A 20,131-nucleotide genomic window follows, 5' to 3' on the forward strand; every position below is an offset into this window, starting at 1 on the left:
TCCCCCTGTGAGAGTAGGACGTCGCTAGGCACAAAAAGCACAATTCTGAATGGATTGTGCTTTTTTAATGCAAAAAAATTAAGTAATTTACAGGCTCAAAGAGACAACGCTTCAAAGAGTAAGTCGATGGGAGCAACATGAAATAGTAACGAGGGAATAACATCAAGTCCCCCTGTGAGAGAGGAAACCTTTTTTTACGTAGAACTACATGAAGGAACATCGAAGAAGTGGCGACATGGAAAACGTCCCCGTAGGAAAGAAAGATTTAAAGAGACGTCGCTAGGCATAAAGCACAATCCAAATCGATTGTGGTTTTTTTATTTGGTTCTGTTGATTATTATTTAAAGTTAGGTAAGTGTGGTTGGATAGATCACGATGTATGTGTTAAAGGCACTCATAGGCTCCTTATTGCATGAAATTTGCATAAATATCCCATGGTATTGTGTAAGAGCCTCACAGGTCCCTTTTCCCACGGTACTCCCTAAAGCTGCTTTAACCCCTGCTCTAAAACAACATTGCCTAAGAGCAACACTAAGGAATTCACCGTCTAAAGTCCCCCGTAGGAAAGAAAGGTTTAAAGGACGTCGCTAGGTCAAAAAGCACAATCTAAAGAGATTGTGCTTTTTTTGTGTGTTTTAAAGTCACAAAAATACGGTTTCGCCGATAAAACCAATTTACATGCAAAAATCTTAATTAAGTTGTCTAGATTATCAGGCATCAATAATCAAATAGCTTCTTTTATTATTATTCTTTTGTACTATTAGTGCTTTCTAGCCCAATTTATCTTTGTGTTACTCTTTATTTTTTCTTTTTACTTTTATGAGGTGCCAGGCACGTAACAGTTCACTCTTCTATTATTTAAAAGTCGTTTGCTTATTAATAAGAGTGAAAAGTAGTAGTGGTACTTTTTCGGTAGCTACAGCTAGAAAGTTATTGATAAAAGGATAGTCATTTTCAGGATAGTGGTGGAATAATTCTCCCCACCATTCGGTTTCGTACCTGCAGATCATACTAAGATTGTAGAGTATTAAATAATGGATAATAATTTCTGGTACATCTAGTAGGTCACTTTTGTAGGGAGATAAATAATATTCTCCATTTCCAGCATATAAAAAAGGGTGACACTGTATTGGGCTAATAGAAGAATTGGCAGTTAAGGTTAAGTAAGAGTTTGATTGTTTTTCTGTTATAGGCTGAAAGGTTAGTTTTGATCTTTCCGAAATGTAGGAACAAAAACTAGAGAGACCAAATTGGTATTCATCAAGAATACCTGTTGATATTTGAAAGTCAGCACTAGATATACGGACAGAATAGGGTTTTTTCTTATTTTCAATTTGCATAAATAAGGAGTGCATTTCCCATATTTGTCGAAGTAGAAGTCTCATTTTGTATTTTTCACTCGAGAATTGTTTCACATGAAACATTTTATTAGAAAAATGTGATAATAGGCCGTTTTTCTGTATTTTAACTTCATCATCAAGAAATATATATTGGCTTTTCTTTCTTTTTCTAGTCGTTACTCCGTGGGCAAGTACTTGGCTTGTTTCTGGATAATACGGGTCTTTCATTAACAAGCAGGCTTTCATCAGCTGAACCATGCCATAAAATAGTAGTACAGGTTTAATTTCAATTGGTGAATTTTTAACTTGTGTGAAATACTTTTCCCCGTGTTCGAGATAATAAATAAAGGGATATGTATTCTGAAAAGCAAGGGCTTCACTTTCTTTAATTCCATTGGCTTCATAGCAAGATTTTAGTATTGATTGAGTATATTTGGTTGAACGAAATGCTAGGATCATGTTCCAAATGTTTTGTTGATTATGCATGAAAATCAGTACCCTTTCTTCTTAAAGCTTGCAATAATTATTTTTAGAAAAATCGGACTACTTTTGCTTTCTTGACAGTAGTTTAACCAATTGTTAAGCTACAAATAATATTTACAGGAAATTTTAATCATAAACTTATTTATAGGAGAGGAAGGGAATTATTGTGTGGGAAAATAAGTTTGCTAAAGAAGGGTTAACATTTGATGATGTATTGCTCATTCCACAAAAGTCGGAAATTCTTCCTAAAGATGTATCGGTAAAAACACAGCTAACAGAAAAACTAAAACTTAATATGCCGATCATTAGTGCTGGGATGGACACAGTTACTGAAGCAAGCATGGCTATTGCAATTGCTCGTGAAGGTGGACTAGGTATTATACATAAGAACATGTCCATTGAAGAACAAGCAGAGCAGGTGGACCGTGTAAAGCGTTCAGAGAGTGGGGTTATTACAAATCCATTTTATTTAACACCAGATCGTCAGGTATTTGATGCAGAACACTTAATGGGCAAATACCGTATTTCAGGTGTTCCTATTGTAAATGAAAACCAAAAGTTAGTAGGTATTCTTACAAACCGTGACTTACGTTTTATTGAAGACTATTCAATTAAAATTGATGAGGTAATGACAAAAGAAGATTTAGTAACAGCTTCTGTTGGGACTACATTAGCAGAAGCAGAGAAAATCTTGCAAAAGTATAAAATTGAAAAATTACCACTTGTAGATGATGAAGGCATTCTAAAAGGACTAATTACAATTAAAGATATTGAAAAAGTGATTGAGTTCCCTAACTCTGCTAAAGATAGTCAAGGCAGATTAGTTGTCGGTGCAGCAGTAGGTGTTACTGCAGACACTATGCTGCGTGTTAAAGCACTTGTTGAAGCTGGTGTAGATATTATTGTTATTGATACTGCACATGGTCACTCTCAAGGTGTTTTACAAAAAGTTCGTGAAGTACGAAAAGAGTATCCAGATCTTGATATTGTTGCAGGTAATGTAGCTACAGCTGAAGCAACTAGAGATTTAATTGAAGCTGGAGCAAGTGTTGTAAAAGTAGGTATTGGGCCTGGTTCTATCTGTACTACTCGTATCATTGCTGGAATAGGTGTACCACAAGTTACAGCAGTGTATGATTGTGCAACTGAAGCAAGAAAACATGGTGTATCAATTATTGCTGATGGTGGTATCAAATTCTCTGGTGACATCGTAAAAGCTTTAGCTGCAGGTGGACATGCAGTCATGCTAGGCAGCTTATTAGCAGGTGTAACCGAAAGCCCAGGAGAGCGTGAAATTTACCAAGGTCGCCAATTTAAAGTGTATAGAGGAATGGGTTCTATCGGTGCAATGGAAAAAGGAAGTAAGGATCGTTATTTCCAAGAAAATAATCAAAAATTAGTCCCAGAAGGAATTGAAGGACGTATTCCTTATAAAGGACCACTTTCAGACACAATTCATCAGTTAATTGGTGGAATTAGAGCAGGAATGGGTTATTGTGGAACAAAAACGATTACTGAATTAAGAGAAACAGGTCAATTTATACGAATTACAGGTGCAGGTTTAAGAGAAAGTCATCCACATGATGTACAAATCACGAAGGAAGCACCAAATTATTCAATTCAATCGTAATCAAATAGTTCAAAACCCTTAACATAACTGTAATAGATAGGTACTTTACCTATCTATTTTTTTATGGACAGATATGTTACAATACCGTTTGTGTAATGAATAAAGAGGAGTGGTTGTTAATGATATACACATATAAAAAAGTAGTAACATATACGCTGCTTTGTGCAATAGCTTTTGTCACTTTTTTTGGTTCGATCGAAAAAGTAGAAGCTAGCATAGATACAGTAGCAGAGTCTGCTATTTTAGTAGATGCGAATACGGGGAAAGTTTTGGTAGAAAAAAATGCCGATGTTATGTTACCCCCTGCAAGTATGTCTAAAATGATGACAGAGTATTTAGTTCATGAGGCGATTTATAATGGTACGATTGCTTGGGATCAAACTGTGCCTATAAATAGCTTTATTAGTAACATGTCTCATCAGGCTGGTTCTTCAAATGTCTTTTTGGATCCTGAAGAAACTTATACGGTTAAAGATTTGTATGAAGCAATGGCAATTGAATCTGGTAATGCTGCAACGATCGCATTAGCAGAAGTTATTGCTGGTGGTTCTTATGCTACTTTTGTAGAACGTATGAATGAAAAAGCGGAAGAAATGGGCCTAGAAGATTATAGTTTTGTTAACTCTACAGGTTTACCGAATCGTTCTTATAGAGGCAAGCATGTGGCTGGAAATGAGAATGACGAAAATCGATTATCGGCGAGAGCAACAGCTAAGTTAGCTTTTCACTTAATAAATGATTTTCCAGAGATGTTAGATACAGCAAGCATACCGATGAAGAAATTTCAAGGCGATATTTTAACAGATGTGGATACGCAGAGCTGTTTGAATGATTGGACATGTATGAGAAACTGGAATGAAATGCTTCCTGGTTTAAAGCATGATTATCAAGGCATGTTAGGTTTAAAAACAGGTTATACTAACGAAGCAGGATATTGTTTTACAGGAGTTGCCGAACGCAATGGTGTTACATTAATTTCAGTTGTCATGCGATTAAAGGATTTAGATGATAGATTTACGGAAACACAACGACTTTTAGATTATGGATTTAATAATTTTGTTCAACATGAAATTAACCTTGAAGACTTATTTGATGAAGGTGTAGCTACATTGCCTGTAGTTAATGGTAAAGCTCGTGAAGTAAAGGTTTCTGTGAGTGAACCGTTAAAAGTCTTAATTAAGTCAGGTGATGAAGAAAATTTTGAACCACTTCTAGAGTTAAATTCAGATTTAGTTACAGAGGATGGCGAGCTTAATGCACCTATAGAGCAAGGTGAAGTTATTGGTACATTAACTGCAGTCAATCAAGGAGAAACAGAATACAGCCATCTATATGGTAATGAATTGACTCATGAATATGTTTATGTTGAGACTGCAGAAGCAGTAGAACGTGCAGGATTTATTAGTCGAGGAATGCGTGGTGTGGGTGGCTTTTTCTCAAATGTTTGGTCTAATGTTGCTGATACAGTAAAAGGTTGGTTTAACTAATCCAACCTTCTTTATCTCTTTACATTTGCTTTACTTTAGAAAAGTGGTACAATAATTACTGAAAATTTATTATATTGTGCGCGTGTTGCTAGGTAGAATTACATAGCTACGATATACGACAACACGAAAAGCTTAGAGAATTGTATAGGAGGAATTACTAAATGGTAGAAACGGGAACAGATCGCGTAAAACGTGGAATGGCAGAAATGCAAAAAGGCGGCGTCATCATGGACGTTGTTAATGCAGAACAAGCAAAAATTGCAGAAGCATCTGGTGCAGTTGCAGTAATGGCATTAGAGCGTGTACCTGCAGATATTCGTGCAGCAGGTGGAGTATCTCGTATGGCCGATCCAACAATTGTTGAGGAAGTAATGAATGCAGTTTCTATTCCAGTAATGGCAAAATGTCGTATCGGTCATATTGTTGAGGCTCGTGTATTAGAAGCTTTAGGGGTAGACTATATCGATGAGAGTGAAGTTTTAACTCCTGCAGATGAAGTATATCACCTAAACAAAAACGAATATACAGTACCTTTTGTTTGTGGAGCTCGTGATATCGGTGAAGCATCTCGTCGTATTGGTGAAGGTGCTGCAATGCTTCGTACAAAAGGTGAGCCAGGAACAGGGAACATTGTAGAAGCTGTTCGTCACATGCGTATGATTCAGTCACAAATTCGCAAAGTTGTTTCTATGTCAACGGATGAGCTAATGACTGAAGCAAAAAATACTGGTGCTCCATACGAGGTCCTTCTTCAAATTCAAAGAGAAGGTAAACTACCTGTAGTTAACTTTGCAGCTGGCGGTATAGCGACTCCTGCAGATGCTGCATTAATGATGCAGTTAGGTGCAGACGGAGTATTCGTTGGATCAGGTATCTTCAAGTCAGATAATCCTGAGAAGTTCGCTCGTTCAATCGTAAGAGCAACAACACACTTCCAAGATTATGCGTTAATTGCTGAGCTTTCTAAAAATCTAGGATCAGCTATGAAAGGGATTGAAATTTCTTCTTTAAATCCTTCAGAGCGTATGCAAGAGCGTGGCTGGTAATTCCAACAGTTACTTTTAGAAAGGAAGCTTTATTATGATTAAAATTGGAGTGCTTGCTCTTCAAGGTGCAGTACGTGAACATGTGAAATGTTTAGCTGCTCCTGATGTAGAAACTGTCATTATTAAAAAGGTTGAACAATTAGAAGATATTGATGGTCTTGTTTTCCCAGGTGGAGAAAGTACGACGATGCGCAGGCTGATTGATGAATATGGTTTCTTTGAAGCTTTAAAGGAATTTGGAGCAAAAGGCAAACCAATCTTCGGCACATGTGCTGGTCTTATACTAATGTCTAAACATATTGTTGGACAACCTGAAGGGCATTTAGGGTTTATGGATATGACAGTACAAAGAAATGCATTTGGAAGACAACGAGAAAGCTTTGAAACGGATTTAATAGTTACAGGAATTGGTGATGATGTACGTGCAGTATTTATACGTGCTCCGCTCATCGTCGATGTGGACGAGAATGTAGAAATTCTTTCAAAGTTTAATGAAGAAATTGTTGTTGCAAGACAAGGGCATTATCTAGCATGTTCGTTCCATCCTGAATTAACAGATGATCACCGTTTTCACCAGTATTTCGTAGACATTGTACGTGAATCGATCAATACAAAAGTACAAGCTTAATCATATATTCATTTAAAGCGTTGAAGGGATTCAAGTAGCAATCATAGTTTGTTAGCAGAGAGTCGGTGGTTGGTGTGAACCGATCAAATGTGGTTGTGAATTCTGCCCCCTGAGTGAATGTTAAGGAAACTCCTGAAGCATTTCCGGTAACAGCCGTTAACTGTTTAAGAGGCGATCTTGATTTACTGAAGTAGAAACCTAATCATGATTGCAAAAAGGGTGGCAACGCGGGTGCTCTCGTCCCTTATTTAGGGATGAGGGCTTTTTTGTGTCTTTTTTTAGCTGAAAAACGCATTATATGGTGTAAGGTAATTCGATTACATTAGAGTTAACAAACTTTTACTTATCTAGCTATGTATAGACTTTCAAAAGGTAAGGAAATAGTGAATAATGGAAATAGTATATGAAACGCTACAGGAGGGTTATAGATGCTCGATATTAAGGTACTTCGAAAAGACTTTGATGAAGTTAAGAAGAAATTAGAAATGCGTGGTGAAGATCTTTCAGGTATTGATGAATTTCAAGACCTTGATGAACAAAGAAGAAAGATCATTGTTGCTGTTGAAGAATTGAAAAGCAAAAGAAATGCAGTTTCTCAAGAAGTTGCGCAGTTAAAGCGTGAGAAGAAGGATGCTGATCATCTTATATTAGAAATGAGATCTGTATCTGATCAAGTTAAAGAATTAGACGAGCAATTGCGATCAATAGAAGAGAAACTGGATTATTTGCTATTAACAGTTCCGAACATTCCTCATGAATCAGTACCAGTAGGTGAAAGTGAAGACGATAACGTTGAGGTTCGTCAGTGGGGTGAGAAGCCTAATTTTTCTTTTGAACCGAAACCTCATTGGGACCTTGGAACAGAATTAGGCATTCTAGACTTTGAAAGAGCTTCTAAAGTAACTGGAAGTAGATTTGTTTTTTATAAAGGACTCGGTGCTAGACTAGAGCGTGCTTTAATTAATTTTATGATGGATTTACATGAAGATGAGCATGGCTATGAAGAAGTTTTACCACCGTATATGGTAAATCGTTCAAGTATGACGGGCACTGGACAATTACCAAAGTTTGAAGAAGATGCTTTTAAAATTCGTGAAGAGGATTATTTCTTAATCCCAACCGCAGAAGTACCTGTTACAAATTTACATCGTGATGAAATACTGTCAGTTGATCAACTACCGATTGCCTACACGGCATTTAGTGCTTGTTTCCGTTCAGAGGCAGGGTCTGCAGGCAGAGATACAAGGGGTCTTATTCGACAGCACCAATTTAATAAAGTTGAACTTGTACGCTTTGTTAAACCTGAAGACTCTTACAACGAATTAGAAAAGTTAACTGGCCACGCAGAGAAAGTTTTACAACTTTTAAAGCTCCCATACCGCGTAATGAGTATGTGTACAGCAGACCTTGGGTTTACCGCTGCTAAGAAGTACGACTTAGAAGTATGGATCCCAAGCTATGGTACATATCGTGAGATCTCTTCTTGCAGTAATTTTGCAGATTTCCAAGCGAGAAGAGCTAATATACGCTTTAAAAGAGAAGCTAAAGGAAAGACAGAGTTTGTTCATACATTAAACGGCTCTGGGCTGGCATTAGGGCGAACTGTTGCTGCCATCTTGGAAAACTATCAGCAAGAAGATGGAAGTGTCATCATCCCAGAAGTATTACGACCTTACATGGGGAATAAAACTAAAATAACGGTGAAATAGGTAAAATTTAGGCCTAGCTTTCTTAAAGCTGGGCCTTTTTTCTTTACAAAATATAAACACATGTTTTACTAAAAAAGCACCAGATTCAGGAATATAAAAAGCGTATTTTGCATATTCGTAAAAAAAAACGAGTGTTTTTTCTAATTTCGAAATAGAACTTTTTTAAAAAAACAGTTTTTGTAAGGGCTTTCAATCCCTTGATATTAATAGTTTGTGAGATTTTTTTCTATAAAAAATTCAAAAAATGAAAAAACGAATATTGCAATTAGATACGATATTACTTATAATGAGCATATTGAATTAAAAGTTTTTACGAAATTTACAGAAATATTAATTTAATAGTGTAGGTTTTCGTAAAGATTTTTAAGTGAACATATTTGAAAACGTAAAGTGATGTGGTAGCATGAGTAAATTAGATACTATGGATTTTGCTATATTAGGATATTTACAGGAGAATGGCAAAAGATCTTATACTGAGATTGCTAAATTGTTGGACGTAAGTGAAGGCACAATTCGAACAAGAATTAACCGCATGCTAAAAGAAAATGTGTTTGAGTTTGTAATCCATACTAACCCAAATAAAGTAGGTTTAAACGTACAAGCAATTATTGGTATATCAACAAAGCTAGGAAGTCAGGAAGAAATTGCAGATCAACTAAATCAATATTCAGAAGTACGTTTTGTGGGTGCATTTTCAGGTAGACATGATTTGATCATACAAGCTTACTTTAAGAGCAATGAAGATTTAGTACATTTTGTAAATAAAGAGTTGGCTAAAATGGACGGAATAATAAGCGCTGACGTTAATATAGAACTGAAACAATATAAAGACTCATTTTCTTACGTGCAAGAAAAAAATAATTCAATTTAAAATATTTGTAAAATAAACAAAATAAAAGCGCAGCAAGACAAATTGCAGAGTAGATTGAGGTGCAAGAATGGATAAAAATATTCTCTTAGAGGTAAAAGGATTAAAAACGCACTTTTTCATCGATGATGGGAAAGTGGCAAAAGCTGTAGATGGAGTAGACTTTGAGATCCGTAAAGGTGAAACACTGGCTCTTGTGGGAGAATCAGGAAGTGGTAAAAGTATTACATCTCTATCAATTATGCAACTAATTCAATCACCACCAGGTAAAATTGTCGCAGGGTCGATTAAGCTAGAAGGTAAAGACCTACTAAAACTATCTGAAAAAGAAATGACTAATGTACGTGGGAATGACATCGGAATGATCTTCCAAGAACCGATGACTTCATTAAACCCAGTGTTTACAATTGGTAACCAGGTAGCTGAACCTTTAATGAAGCACAAGAAAATGAAGAAAAAAGAAGCATATGCTAAGGCTTTGGAGTTATTAAAGTTAGTAGGTTTTCCTCGTGCAGAAGAGATCATTAATGAATACCCTCACCAACTTTCGGGTGGTATGAGACAGCGTGCTATGATTGCAATGGCGCTTTCCTGTAATCCAAAGTTATTGATTGCTGACGAGCCTACAACTGCACTAGATGTAACGATCCAAGCGCAGATCTTAGATTTAATGATAGATATGAAAGAAGAATTCGGTTCATCTATTCTAATGATCACACATGATTTAGGTGTTGTAGCTGAAACTGCTGATCGTGTGATGGTTATGTATGGTGGACAAATTGTGGAAGAGGCGGAAGTAAAAGAATTATTTACAGATCCTAAACATCCATATACAGTAGGCCTACTAGCAAGTATGCCGCAAATTGATGATGATAAAGAACGCCTTGAGGCAATTCCAGGAATGGTTCCACCAGCTCATAATTTCCCACAAGGTTGTCGATTTGCTCCGCGTTGTAAACATGCTATGGACAAGTGTACAAACGACGTTCCAGAACTTTATGAGGCGGGTCCAGGACATAAAGTACGTTGTGTTCTTTTTGACGGAAAGGAGTAAATGATGTCTAACAAAGATAATATACAACAAGATCGAGAGAAATTAGTAGAGGTAAGAAATTTAAAGAAATACTTTCCAGTAAAAGGCGGAGTCCTTCAACGTACAGTAGGTCATGTAAAGGCTGTAGACGATATTAGTTTTGATATTTTCAAAGGCGAGACCTTAGGAATCGTTGGAGAATCTGGATCAGGAAAATCAACTATGGGACGTGTTTTACTACGTTTATTAGATCCAACGTCGGGTACAATTAAGTTTGAAGGTAATGATATTTCAACGATTAGCCAAAGAAAACTTCGTCCATTACGAAGAGATATGCAAATGGTTTTCCAAGATCCATATGCTTCTCTTAACCCTCGAATGAGTGTAGGCGAGTTAATTGAAGAACCGATGCTTGTTCAGAAAACTCTATCCTCTAAAGAACGTAAAGACATGGTCGTCGAGTTATTAGGAAAAGTTGGTTTGCCACCAGAGGCTCGTATGAAATATCCACATGAGTTCTCAGGTGGACAACGTCAACGTATTGGTATTGCGAGATCTTTATCAACAAAACCAAAGTTCATTATTGGAGATGAGCCTGTATCCGCATTAGACGTTTCGGTTCAATCACAAGTATTAAATATTATGGACGACTTACAAGACGAATTTGGCCTAACTTATTTATTTATTGCCCATGACTTAAGTGTTGTAAAGCACATAAGTGATCGTGTTGCTGTTATGTATTTAGGTAGAATTGCTGAAATTGCGCCTAAACATTCATTGTATGACAAGCCGCTTCATCCATATACACAAGCGCTATTGTCTGCAGTACCGTCAACAAATGTTCATGCTAAACGTGAAAAGATCAAACTATCAGGTGATTTACCGAGTCCATCAAACCCACCAACAGGATGTTCGTTCCATACGAGATGTCCACAGGCGCATGACCGCTGTAAAGTAGAACGCCCTGATTTAACACATATGGGAGATGGTCACTACGTAGCATGTCACCTATATACAGAGCCTGAACCAAAGATTGAACCAAAAGAAGTTTAATACATGCTTTTACCTTTTGAGGAGGTGATCGTTCAAAGGAAGAATGTTTGAAAGATAGCTTTACAGTTATTTTATGTATTAAAGACATTTTCAGGGGGGAAAACAAAATGAAGAAAAGTTTAGCATTAATGTTAGCTGGTGCTTTATCACTAAGTACGATCCTTGCTGCTTGTGGTGGCGGCGGAGACGAAGCGCCTACAACTGATCCAACAGAAGATACTGAGCAAGGTGAAGAGCAAGCTGCTGGTGAGCCAACAGAAGGTGGAACAATCAATGCTGCAATGTTCTCTGCTCCAGCAGGACAATTTAACCCAATATTCTACTCAGATTCTTATGAAGCAAACATTTTAGATTTCACTCATGAGGCTCTAATCTCATTAGATGAAGAGCTACAATGGATTCCTTCACTTGCAAAAGAGTGGGATTTTAACGATGAGTACACTGAATTAACTTACTACTTAGAAGAAGACGTTAAATGGCATGATGGTGAAGACTTTACTGCTGATGACGTAGTATTCACATATACTGCAATTGCTGATCCTGATTACACTGCTGCTGGTGGAGTACGTGTTGACTACGTAAACCAATTAGTAGGTTACGAAGAGTATGTTGCTGGTGAAGCTGATACTTTAGCAGGTGTTGAAGCAGTTGATGAGTACACAGTTAAATTCACGTTCAAAGAGCCTAGTATCACTGCAAACCAATACACTAGTTTCCCAATCATTCCTAAGCACGTGTTCGAAGATGTGGCTGTAAAGGATATGCCTGAGCACACAGCTTCTCGTAATGCTGGTGAAGTAGTTGGTACTGGTCCTTTCAAATTAACTGATATTTTAGAAGGACAACAATACATTTTAGAGCGTAACGAAGATTACTGGAAAGGTAAGCCTTACCTTGATCGTGTAGTTTGGAAAGTAGTTAACCAAGACGTAATGCTTGGACAACTTCAAAACGAAGAGCTTCACATGGTTGGTCTTCCTGGTGGAGTACCATCTGCTGACGCACAAGATGTAGAAGCTATGCCAAACGTTACTCTAGTACAAGATCAAGACTTTGGATACCAATACATGGGCTTCAAGCTTCATCACTCTGCAAGTGAGCAAGATAACTGGACTGACAAGTCTGGATGGGTTCCAAACGAAAAGTTACAAGATGTTAACTTACGTCAAGCAATTGCATTTGCTGTTAACCGTCAAGGTTTCGTAGATGGATTACTTTACGGTTCTGGTACTGTATTAAATGCTCCGTTCCCAGAAGCTTCTTGGGCATTTGATCCAGATGCAGTAAACCAATATGATTTCAACCCAGAAAGAGCGATCGAAATTTTAGACGAAGCTGGTTACGAAGATACTAATGGAGATGGTTTCCGTGAAGATCCAAATGGTAATGAGCTTACTTTAAACCTTGACTACCCAACAGGTAACCAAGTACGTGAGCGTACAGCTCCAATCATTAAAGAAAATCTTGAAGCTGTAGGTATTCGTGTAAACATGCGTAGTCCTCGTGAAGCTGCTGCTCACTTCGAGCTAGTAGAGAAAAACAACACAGATTGGGATCTTTACTTAGCTGGATGGGGATTATCTACTGGTGACCCAGATCCATCTGGTATCCACAGATCAACTGCTCCATACAACTACTTACGTTGGGATGACGCTAAGAGTGATGAGTTATTAGATAAAGCTCTACAAACTCCAGAAGCATTTGACCTTGAGTACCGTCAAGAAGTTTACCGTGAGTGGGCTAACTACTACTCGGAGCAACTTCCTGCATTACCGTTATACAGTGCTAACGTAAACGTTGCATTCAATACTAAGTTCCACGGATGGACAGTAAAACCTCGTAATGTAAATGCTGATGCGCATTTATGGTGGTTAGAACAATAATTTTCTTTTAGTAGAAGTACATGGGTGTATGGTCTAGACCTGCTATGCACCCCCTTTTACTGAGTAGGAGGAGGACAATCATGTATAAGTACATCATTCGAAGGGTCTTGCAATTTATACCTATGCTTTTTATCGTTACAGTTGTTATTTTCGCATTAGCGTATGCAGCACCTGGAGACCCATTATCTGGTGAAATTTTAGATCCGAATATTCCAGCTGAAGTGTTGGAAGAGCGAAGAGAAGCATTAGGGTTAAATGACCCATTACCAGTTCAATATTGGAATTGGCTATCATCAGTAGCAGTAGGCGATTTTGGACAATCAATGCACTATACAGGACGTTCAGTTAGTGAGCTAATTAGTTCACGTATTATGAACACGTTATATCTATCACTATTTTCACTCTTTATAACGATCTTAGTTGCGATTCCTATTGGAATTTATTCTGCGAAAAAACCATATTCTTTGCTTGACTATAGTGCAACTACATTTGCTTTTCTCGGTCTTGCAACTCCGAACTTCTTTGCGGCACTAATTGGTATCTACGTATTCTCATTCCAATTAGGCTGGTTCCCGTCACAGGGTACTGTTTCGACGATTGGATTAACAGGATTTGAACTTTTCTTTGATAAGTTAAGACATTTAGTTTTACCTGGGTTTACGCTGGGACTTGCTAGTACAGCTATTTATATGCGTTATATGAGAACAGAAATGATGGAAGTTATGGGAAGTGACTTTATTCGTACAGCAAAGGCTAAAGGTTTAGGACCAAGACCTGTACTTTATAAGCATACGCTTCGAAATGCATTAATTCCGATTATTACTCTACTCGGTTTTGAATTTGGAACTTTGTTAAGTGGTGCCGTTATTACAGAGGCAGTATTTAACTACCCTGGTTTAGGAACACTGTTTTTAAATTCTATTATGAATAGAGATTATCCAGTTATTATGGCAATTAACTTACTATTAGCTGTAACCATACTAATAGGTAACTTACTTGCTGATATTTTCTATGCTGTAGTAGATCCAAGAATACGTTACGATTGAGGTGAGCGCGATGAATAATACAACCAATGTTGAACAAACTCAAAAACCTGCAAAAAGTGCGAGCCCTCTTCAGCTTGCAATGCGTCGCTTCCTTCGTAATAAACTTGCAGTTGCTGGGATTTTTATTTTAGTATTCTTTGTTTTAGTAGCACTTTTTGCACCAGTATTAACAACTCATGACCCGACAAAATCTAATCTCATGAATGTCATGGCGAAACCTAGTGCAGAGCACTGGTTAGGTACTGATAGTTCTGGACGTGATAACTTTGCTCGTATGGTATATGGTTCACGTATATCATTAACTGTTGGGGTTACTGCGATGGCCTTTACACTATTAATTGGAGTTGTATTAGGTTCATTAGCAGGATATTATGGCGGTAAAATCGACAGTTTGATTATGAGAGCTGCTGACTTGATGCTTATATTCCCGTTCTTACTATTAGTTCTTACGATTATGGCAATCTTAGAGAAAATTAGTGTACCGATATTTGTTACGATTATTGCATTAACCACCTGGCCGAATATAACGAGGATTCTCCGTGGAACATTCTTATCCTTACGTGAAAAAGAATTTATCCTCGGTGCACGTTCTATTGGTTGTTCAGATTTCCGCATAATTGCAAAGCACTTCTTACCAAATGCAGTTGGTCCAATCATTGTAAATGCGACATTAATGATGGCGACTATGATTATCATTGAGTCAGGGCTAAGCTTTATCGGATTTGGAATTCCACAACCGACTCCTACTTGGGGGAATATGGTTACAGAAGCGCGTAGTTTAAGGGTATTAACACAACATCCTGAAGCGTGGATTCCACCAGGTTTGGCTATTCTATTAACAGTATTAGCTATTAACTTTATAGGTGATGGACTTCGTGATGCATTTGATCCGAAGACAAAACGTTAAAAAAATCCCTGCCTTTGCAGGGATTTTTTTTCAACTTCGTGAATAAGAACTTGTGACTGAATAATACTTGTTAATAGGTCGTTTTAAGAGAGGAATGGAAAGATGAAAGATAATAAAATGCGTAATCAATTACAAAAAAGTCAACTTGACTCGATGGAAAAAACATTTCTACGTTGGGTGAGTGTGAAAAGACTTGAAGAAGATATACAGCAACGTGGGAAGGACAGGCAATAATACATATGAATGTGGAATATACTGATGAATACTTTATGCAATTAGCAATAGAAGAAGCAAAAAAAGCGATGGAGATAAATGAAGTACCGATTGGTGCTGTAATCGTTAAAGATGATCAAGTCATCGCTTCTGCTTTTAACTTAAGAGAAAAGACACAGCAGGCGAATGCACATGCGGAAATGTTAGCAATCGAAAAGGCATGCGAACAATTAGGAAGTTGGAGATTAATAGACTGTACATTATATGTGACACTAGAACCTTGTCCGATGTGTGCTGGCGCGATCATGCAGTCACGTGTAAAACGTGTTGTTTACGGTGCAGTTGACCCTAAGGCAGGCTGTGCAGGAACTTTTTATAACCTACTTCAGGACCAACGCTTTAATCATCAGTCAGAAGTGACGAAAGGTATACTAGAAGAACAGTGTGCCAAGTTATTGAAAGATTTCTTTAAAAGATTAAGACAAAAACATAAGATTAGTAAATAATCAGTTGGCAATTATGATATAATATATACAGAGGTTCAAAGGGGTTAAATAAATTACCTCGGAAATAAAAACCACTTCAAGAATGTATTACTATTGCATTTTGATTTGAAAACCTCTATACTAGGTTATGCGTCACATAAGAGACGCACTTAAAATTGTTATTAAATTTGTCGTGCTAGGTGGGGAGGTAGCGGTGCCCTGTACTCGCAATCCGCTGTAGCGAGGCTGAATCCCTTCTCGAGGTCTTGTTGTCGTAAGGTCTGACCTAAGTAAGTGGTGTTGACGTTTGGGTTCTGCGCAACGGAAACCCATGAACCCTGTCAGGTCCGGAAGGAAGCAGCAGTAAGTGGCCCCTTCCGTGTGCCGCAGAGTCGCCTGGGCCGAGCTAACTGCTTAGGTAACGCTTGGGGCAGCTTGATCGAAAGAAGGTGCACGGCTTTAATATATTAAATGTAAAAACAGCTTTTTAAAGCTGTTTTTTTTATTGTTTTTTTGAAAAAACAAGTATAGTTAAGGTATAATGAATACAATAGTGACCGAGGAGGAGAAGTTATTGGGATATCAAGCACTATATCGTGTATGGCGCCCGCAGCAGTTAGGAGATATTGCTGGACAAGAGCATATTACGCAGACGCTACAAAATGCATTGGTACATAATAAATTTTCCCATGCTTATCTCTTCACAGGACCTAGGGGAACAGGGAAAACAAGTGCTGCAAAAATTGTTGCTAAAGCAATCAACTGCGAAAAGGCACCTGTACCTGAACCATGTAATGAATGTAAATCGTGTAAAGGAATTACTGACGGATCGATTGTAGATGTTATTGAAATCGATGCAGCTTCTAATAATGGTGTTGATGAAATACGAGATATCCGTGATAAAGTGAAATTTGCACCAAATGAAGTTCGTTATAAGGTGTATATCATTGATGAGGTTCATATGCTATCTACAGGTGCTTTTAATGCTTTATTAAAAACATTAGAGGAACCACCGAAACACGTTATTTTTATATTAGCAACGACTGAGCCACACAAAATACCTTTAACCATCATTTCACGTTGTCAGCGCTTTGACTTTAAAAGGATTTCGAACGACGCTTTAGTTGCTCGGATGAAATTTATTGTTAGTCATTACGATACTGAAGTGAATGATGATGCGCTTCAAATGGTGGCGCGCGCTTCCGATGGAGGGATGCGTGATGCACTAAGTTTATTAGACCAAGCGATGTCTTACTCTGAAGGAGCAGTTACACTTGAAGATGTTCTTTCGATTACAGGAGCTGTATCACAGAATTTTTTATATGAAATTGTCAATGCAATACAAGAGAAAAACTCTGTTCAGGCATTAAAAGCTGTTAACTTACTTCTTGCAGAAGGAAAAGATCCGCAACGATTTATCGAAGATTTGATTTATTATTATCGAGATATTCTTTTATACCAAACTTCCCCTTCACTTGAAGCAATGTTAGAAAGGGCAAGAGTGGATGACTCATTTAAGGAGTTAGCTGCTGACATTTCAGCCCCCTCTATTTATGAGTGGTTACACCAATTGAGCGAAAGCCAACAAGCGATGAAGTGGGCAACACAAGGAAAGATTTTTTTGGAATTAGCTATCGTTAAACTGTGTCAATCATCTGTGCCTGCCAATACATCAGCTGCTATTGATGATGAGAAAGTTGCTTTTCTTGAAAAAAAGTTGGAGAGTCTAGAAAAAGAGCTAAAAGATCTTAAGTCTGGACAAGTAGTTATTCCTTCTGCTGAAAAGCAACGAAAGGAACCAAGTAAACCATTGCAACGTAAAGGTTCTGCCTCTATTGGTAATAAAGGAGCTTCTCCCCAAGTAAAAGAAGTTTTAAAGAAAGCGACAAAGCAAGATTTACAACTTGTTAGTAGTCAATGGGGACAAGTGATGGAACGAGTGAAGCAGTATAGTGTTCCAGCTCAGGCGTGGTTAAGTGATTGTAAACCAGTTGCCGCTTCTAATGATAATGTGATACTTGCATTTCAAAATGAGATGCATAGAGATATGATTGAAACGAAGTTTCGTTCTGATGTAGAAAGTGTATTAACGCAAGTGTATCAAAAACAAATTGGATTCTTTTCGATTTTATCTATTCAATGGGATAAAATAAAAGAAGACTTCTTAAAGGAACAACGTGGCGATGAAGATTTATCGCAATCAGAAGCAGATCCAATTGTTGATGAGGCCATAAAACTAGTGGGCTCTGACTTAATAGAGATAGTTGAAAGTAAATAATAATAATAATATTTTGGAGGTTTTTTATTATGAAAAACATGGGACAAATGATGAAACAGGTACAAAAGATGCAAAAACAAATGATGCAAGCACAAGAAGAGTTAAAAGAAAAGACTGTAGAAGCTACTGCTGGTGGCGGAATGGTCACAGTTGTTGCAAGTGGAGATAAACGTATTTTAGATATTAAGATTTCAGAGGAAGTTGTAGATCCTGATGATGTAGATATGCTACAAGATTTAGTTTTAGCAGCAATGAACGAAGCGTTGAAAAAGGTAGATGAGTTAGTTGAACAGGATATGGGTAAATATACAAAAGGGATGAACATGCCAGGATTGTTTTAATGGGATGTAACACCTAAGGAGGTCAAGTGTTTGCAGTATCCTGAACCAATAGCTAAATTAATGGAAGGCTTTATGAGATTGCCAGGCATCGGCCCCAAAACAGCCAGTCGTCTGGCCTTTTTTGTTCTAGATATGAAGGAAGATGATGTTCTAGACTTTGCGAAAGCATTAGTAAATGCTAAACGAAACTTATCTTATTGTTCAGTCTGCCACAACATCACTGATACCGATCCTTGTAGAATATGTGAGGATACGAAGAGAGACCGTTCGATTATTTGTGTTGTTCAAGATGCAAAAGATGTAATCGCTATGGAAAAGATGAAAGAATACTTTGGCCTATATCATGTTTTGCATGGAGCTATTTCTCCAATGGATGGTATTGGTCCAGAGGATATCAAAATTCCAGAGCTGCTCAAGCGACTACAAGACGAAACGGTTCAAGAAATCATCATTGCTACCAACCCTAATATTGAAGGAGAAGCAACGGCCATGTATATTTCTCGTTTAGTTAAACCAACGGGAATAAAAGTTACTCGAATTGCTCACGGGCTTCCTGTTGGAGGAGATTTAGAGTATGCCGATGAGGTGACATTGTCTAAAGCGATTGAAGGAAGACGAGAGTTATAATTTTTTTTCGATTGGGGTGGAACGATGCTTTTTAAGAAAAAACAGCGTATACGTAAAGTTGAAAACGAGAGGTTACTATCATTGATTGATGAGATGAAACAACAATTAACCAATCAACAACTATTAGTAAAAAAGAGTTTAGATCCTTCACCGATGGTTTTAAATGAATTAAAAATTACTGAAGCCAAATACTTCTTTTTGTTAAGAGAAGCAAGAGTGAGGCAAACGAAATAAGAACGTAAAGGAATAATTTCCTTGCGTTCTTTTTTTGTTGTTTGCTTCATATACGTAGTAGTAGCTTGGACAATACAAAAACAATATGCTGATCATAAGCTGAAGAAGTTAACTATTTTATGTATGTATCATTTCATTTATTAGCTTAGTCTGTTATTGAGACAAGCACGTTGTTTTTGTAAAAGGTTGTTTTCATATATATAGTTACTTTTGGACTGGCTTTCTTGAGTGCTTTGCGTGAATTTGATGGATACCGTCCGAAAGTATAGAGCAACAACTTTGAGAAAAGAGCCTAGTATAAAGATAGGAAAGGGGAACGGAAAAGATGGATCCTATTTTAATTGTTGCTTTGATTGGAGGCCTCATATTTCTACTATTGATTGTAGGAGCACCTATAAAACCCCTACGGTTTGTAGGGCAGGCAGCGGTAAAATTAATGATTGGAGCGCTTTTTTTATTCTTCTTAAATGCATTCGGTTCTCTAATTGATTATCATATTCCAATTAATGTAGTTACTGCTTCAGTATCAGGATTTTTAGGCATTCCTGGATTATTACTATTAATTGCAGTTGAACAGTTTGTTTTATAGAAACAATGAGTTTTACTCATTGTTTTCTTTTTTTATTAAAAAAGTGTTGCATGACATTGTCATTCGTGATATATTATTATTTGTCGCCAATGAGCGATGAAATGTTTCAAAAAAACATATTGACAACTGTTTGTCGGTTTGTTAATATAATAAAGTCGCTGTTAAACACAGCACAAAAGTTCTTTGAAAACTGAACAAAAAGCCAAGCGAAATAAAGAGATACATGATATCTCGTCAATGTTTTAAAAACG

General features: G+C 37.3%; 19 protein-coding genes, 1 other RNA gene and 1 other annotated feature. Of the genes, 19 read left to right on the plus strand and 1 reads right to left on the minus strand.

Going from position 1 to position 20,131, the window contains the following annotated elements; genetic code table 11:
- Positions 1-854: 854 nt before the first annotated feature.
- Complete coding sequence (locus GKP30_RS22830; protein ID WP_216831778.1) at positions 855-1,826, minus strand: YaaC family protein; 972 nt, start codon at positions 1,824-1,826, stop codon at positions 855-857.
- Between the two features lie 163 nt (positions 1,827-1,989).
- Between GKP30_RS22830 and guaB the strand changes: the two genes are divergently transcribed.
- The 19 genes from guaB (at position 1,990) to GKP30_RS22920 (ending at position 19,880) form a co-directional block, all read left to right on the plus strand.
- A complete protein-coding gene (gene guaB / locus GKP30_RS22835; protein WP_216831779.1) occupies positions 1,990-3,453 on the plus strand; it encodes an IMP dehydrogenase in 1,464 nt (487 codons plus the stop codon).
- Positions 3,454-3,572: 119 nt separating this feature from the next.
- A complete protein-coding gene (locus tag GKP30_RS22840; RefSeq protein WP_216831780.1) occupies positions 3,573-4,940 on the plus strand; it encodes a D-alanyl-D-alanine carboxypeptidase family protein in 1,368 nt (455 codons plus the stop codon).
- A gap of 161 nt (positions 4,941-5,101) precedes the next feature.
- Positions 5,102-5,986, plus strand: a complete 885-nt coding sequence (gene pdxS, locus GKP30_RS22845) for a pyridoxal 5'-phosphate synthase lyase subunit PdxS (protein WP_216831781.1) — start codon at positions 5,102-5,104, stop codon at positions 5,984-5,986.
- 34 nt (positions 5,987-6,020) lie between these two features.
- Positions 6,021-6,614 carry a pyridoxal 5'-phosphate synthase glutaminase subunit PdxT gene (gene pdxT, locus GKP30_RS22850; RefSeq protein WP_216831782.1) on the plus strand — a complete coding sequence of 198 codons (594 nt, stop codon included), beginning with the start codon at positions 6,021-6,023 and terminating at the stop codon, positions 6,612-6,614.
- A gap of 11 nt (positions 6,615-6,625) precedes the next feature.
- Positions 6,626-6,862, plus strand: a binding site (T-box leader).
- A 180-nt stretch (positions 6,863-7,042) separates the two neighbouring features.
- On the plus strand, positions 7,043-8,323 hold the full coding sequence (gene serS, locus GKP30_RS22855; protein WP_216831783.1) for a serine--tRNA ligase: 1,281 nt from the start codon (positions 7,043-7,045) through the stop codon (positions 8,321-8,323).
- A 403-nt stretch (positions 8,324-8,726) separates the two neighbouring features.
- Entirely contained in the window at positions 8,727-9,194 is a 468-nt protein-coding gene (locus tag GKP30_RS22860; protein ID WP_216831784.1) for an Lrp/AsnC family transcriptional regulator, read from the plus strand.
- 67 nt (positions 9,195-9,261) lie between these two features.
- Entirely contained in the window at positions 9,262-10,245 is a 984-nt protein-coding gene (locus GKP30_RS22865; protein ID WP_216831785.1) for an ABC transporter ATP-binding protein, read from the plus strand.
- 3 nt (positions 10,246-10,248) lie between these two features.
- Positions 10,249-11,277 carry an ABC transporter ATP-binding protein gene (locus GKP30_RS22870; protein ID WP_216831786.1) on the plus strand — a complete coding sequence of 343 codons (1,029 nt, stop codon included), beginning with the start codon at positions 10,249-10,251 and terminating at the stop codon, positions 11,275-11,277.
- Positions 11,278-11,384: 107 nt separating this feature from the next.
- Entirely contained in the window at positions 11,385-13,160 is a 1,776-nt protein-coding gene (locus tag GKP30_RS22875) for a peptide-binding protein (RefSeq protein ID WP_216831787.1), read from the plus strand.
- Positions 13,161-13,240: 80 nt separating this feature from the next.
- On the plus strand, positions 13,241-14,206 hold the full coding sequence (locus tag GKP30_RS22880) for an ABC transporter permease (RefSeq protein WP_216831788.1): 966 nt from the start codon (positions 13,241-13,243) through the stop codon (positions 14,204-14,206).
- A gap of 10 nt (positions 14,207-14,216) precedes the next feature.
- Positions 14,217-15,113: an oligopeptide ABC transporter permease gene (gene opp4C / locus GKP30_RS22885; RefSeq protein WP_216831789.1), complete on the plus strand. Its 897-nt coding sequence runs from the start codon at positions 14,217-14,219 to the stop codon at positions 15,111-15,113.
- A 102-nt stretch (positions 15,114-15,215) separates the two neighbouring features.
- A complete protein-coding gene (locus tag GKP30_RS23840) occupies positions 15,216-15,347 on the plus strand; it encodes a hypothetical protein (protein WP_268884712.1) in 132 nt (43 codons plus the stop codon).
- Between the two features lie 5 nt (positions 15,348-15,352).
- The gene (gene tadA, locus GKP30_RS22890) at positions 15,353-15,832 is read left to right on the plus strand and encodes a tRNA adenosine(34) deaminase TadA (protein WP_216831790.1); all 480 of its coding nucleotides are present in this window, start codon (positions 15,353-15,355) and stop codon (positions 15,830-15,832) included.
- A 170-nt stretch (positions 15,833-16,002) separates the two neighbouring features.
- Positions 16,003-16,268, plus strand: an RNA gene (gene ffs, locus GKP30_RS22895) — signal recognition particle sRNA large type.
- A 117-nt stretch (positions 16,269-16,385) separates the two neighbouring features.
- Complete coding sequence (gene dnaX, locus GKP30_RS22900; protein ID WP_216831791.1) at positions 16,386-18,089, plus strand: DNA polymerase III subunit gamma/tau; 1,704 nt, start codon at positions 16,386-16,388, stop codon at positions 18,087-18,089.
- Positions 18,090-18,118: 29 nt separating this feature from the next.
- On the plus strand, positions 18,119-18,430 hold the full coding sequence (locus tag GKP30_RS22905) for a YbaB/EbfC family nucleoid-associated protein (protein WP_216831792.1): 312 nt from the start codon (positions 18,119-18,121) through the stop codon (positions 18,428-18,430).
- 30 nt (positions 18,431-18,460) lie between these two features.
- The gene (recR, locus tag GKP30_RS22910; RefSeq protein WP_216831793.1) at positions 18,461-19,057 is read left to right on the plus strand and encodes a recombination mediator RecR; all 597 of its coding nucleotides are present in this window, start codon (positions 18,461-18,463) and stop codon (positions 19,055-19,057) included.
- Between the two features lie 24 nt (positions 19,058-19,081).
- A complete protein-coding gene (locus tag GKP30_RS22915) occupies positions 19,082-19,291 on the plus strand; it encodes a YaaL family protein (RefSeq protein WP_216831794.1) in 210 nt (69 codons plus the stop codon).
- 325 nt (positions 19,292-19,616) lie between these two features.
- On the plus strand, positions 19,617-19,880 hold the full coding sequence (locus GKP30_RS22920; protein WP_216831795.1) for a pro-sigmaK processing inhibitor BofA family protein: 264 nt from the start codon (positions 19,617-19,619) through the stop codon (positions 19,878-19,880).
- Positions 19,881-20,131: the final 251 nt, after the last annotated feature.

Origin of the sequence: Alkalihalobacterium elongatum, assembly GCF_019024285.1 — a bacterium.
GTDB classification, from domain to species: domain Bacteria; phylum Bacillota; class Bacilli; order Bacillales; family Bacillaceae_F; genus Alkalihalobacterium; species Alkalihalobacterium elongatum.

Excerpts from the sequence above, each read along its gene's own strand:
- GKP30_RS22830 (WP_216831778.1), bottom strand. The coding sequence starts at position 1,826 with ATGCATAATCAACAAAACATTTGGAACATGATCCTAGCATTTCGTTCA.
- GKP30_RS22840 (WP_216831780.1), top strand. The coding sequence starts at position 3,573 with ATGATATACACATATAAAAAAGTAGTAACATATACGCTGCTTTGTGCA.
- pdxS (WP_216831781.1), top strand. The coding sequence starts at position 5,102 with ATGGTAGAAACGGGAACAGATCGCGTAAAACGTGGAATGGCAGAAATG.
- pdxT (WP_216831782.1), top strand. The coding sequence starts at position 6,021 with ATGATTAAAATTGGAGTGCTTGCTCTTCAAGGTGCAGTACGTGAACAT.
- serS (WP_216831783.1), top strand. The coding sequence starts at position 7,043 with ATGCTCGATATTAAGGTACTTCGAAAAGACTTTGATGAAGTTAAGAAG.
- GKP30_RS22860 (WP_216831784.1), top strand. The coding sequence starts at position 8,727 with ATGAGTAAATTAGATACTATGGATTTTGCTATATTAGGATATTTACAG.
- GKP30_RS22865 (WP_216831785.1), top strand. The coding sequence starts at position 9,262 with ATGGATAAAAATATTCTCTTAGAGGTAAAAGGATTAAAAACGCACTTT.
- GKP30_RS22870 (WP_216831786.1), top strand. The coding sequence starts at position 10,249 with ATGTCTAACAAAGATAATATACAACAAGATCGAGAGAAATTAGTAGAG.
- GKP30_RS22875 (WP_216831787.1), top strand. The coding sequence starts at position 11,385 with ATGAAGAAAAGTTTAGCATTAATGTTAGCTGGTGCTTTATCACTAAGT.
- GKP30_RS22880 (WP_216831788.1), top strand. The coding sequence starts at position 13,241 with ATGTATAAGTACATCATTCGAAGGGTCTTGCAATTTATACCTATGCTT.
- opp4C (WP_216831789.1), top strand. The coding sequence starts at position 14,217 with ATGAATAATACAACCAATGTTGAACAAACTCAAAAACCTGCAAAAAGT.
- GKP30_RS23840 (WP_268884712.1), top strand. The coding sequence starts at position 15,216 with ATGAAAGATAATAAAATGCGTAATCAATTACAAAAAAGTCAACTTGAC.
- tadA (WP_216831790.1), top strand. The coding sequence starts at position 15,353 with ATGAATGTGGAATATACTGATGAATACTTTATGCAATTAGCAATAGAA.
- GKP30_RS22905 (WP_216831792.1), top strand. The coding sequence starts at position 18,119 with ATGAAAAACATGGGACAAATGATGAAACAGGTACAAAAGATGCAAAAA.
- GKP30_RS22915 (WP_216831794.1), top strand. The coding sequence starts at position 19,082 with ATGCTTTTTAAGAAAAAACAGCGTATACGTAAAGTTGAAAACGAGAGG.
- GKP30_RS22920 (WP_216831795.1), top strand. The coding sequence starts at position 19,617 with ATGGATCCTATTTTAATTGTTGCTTTGATTGGAGGCCTCATATTTCTA.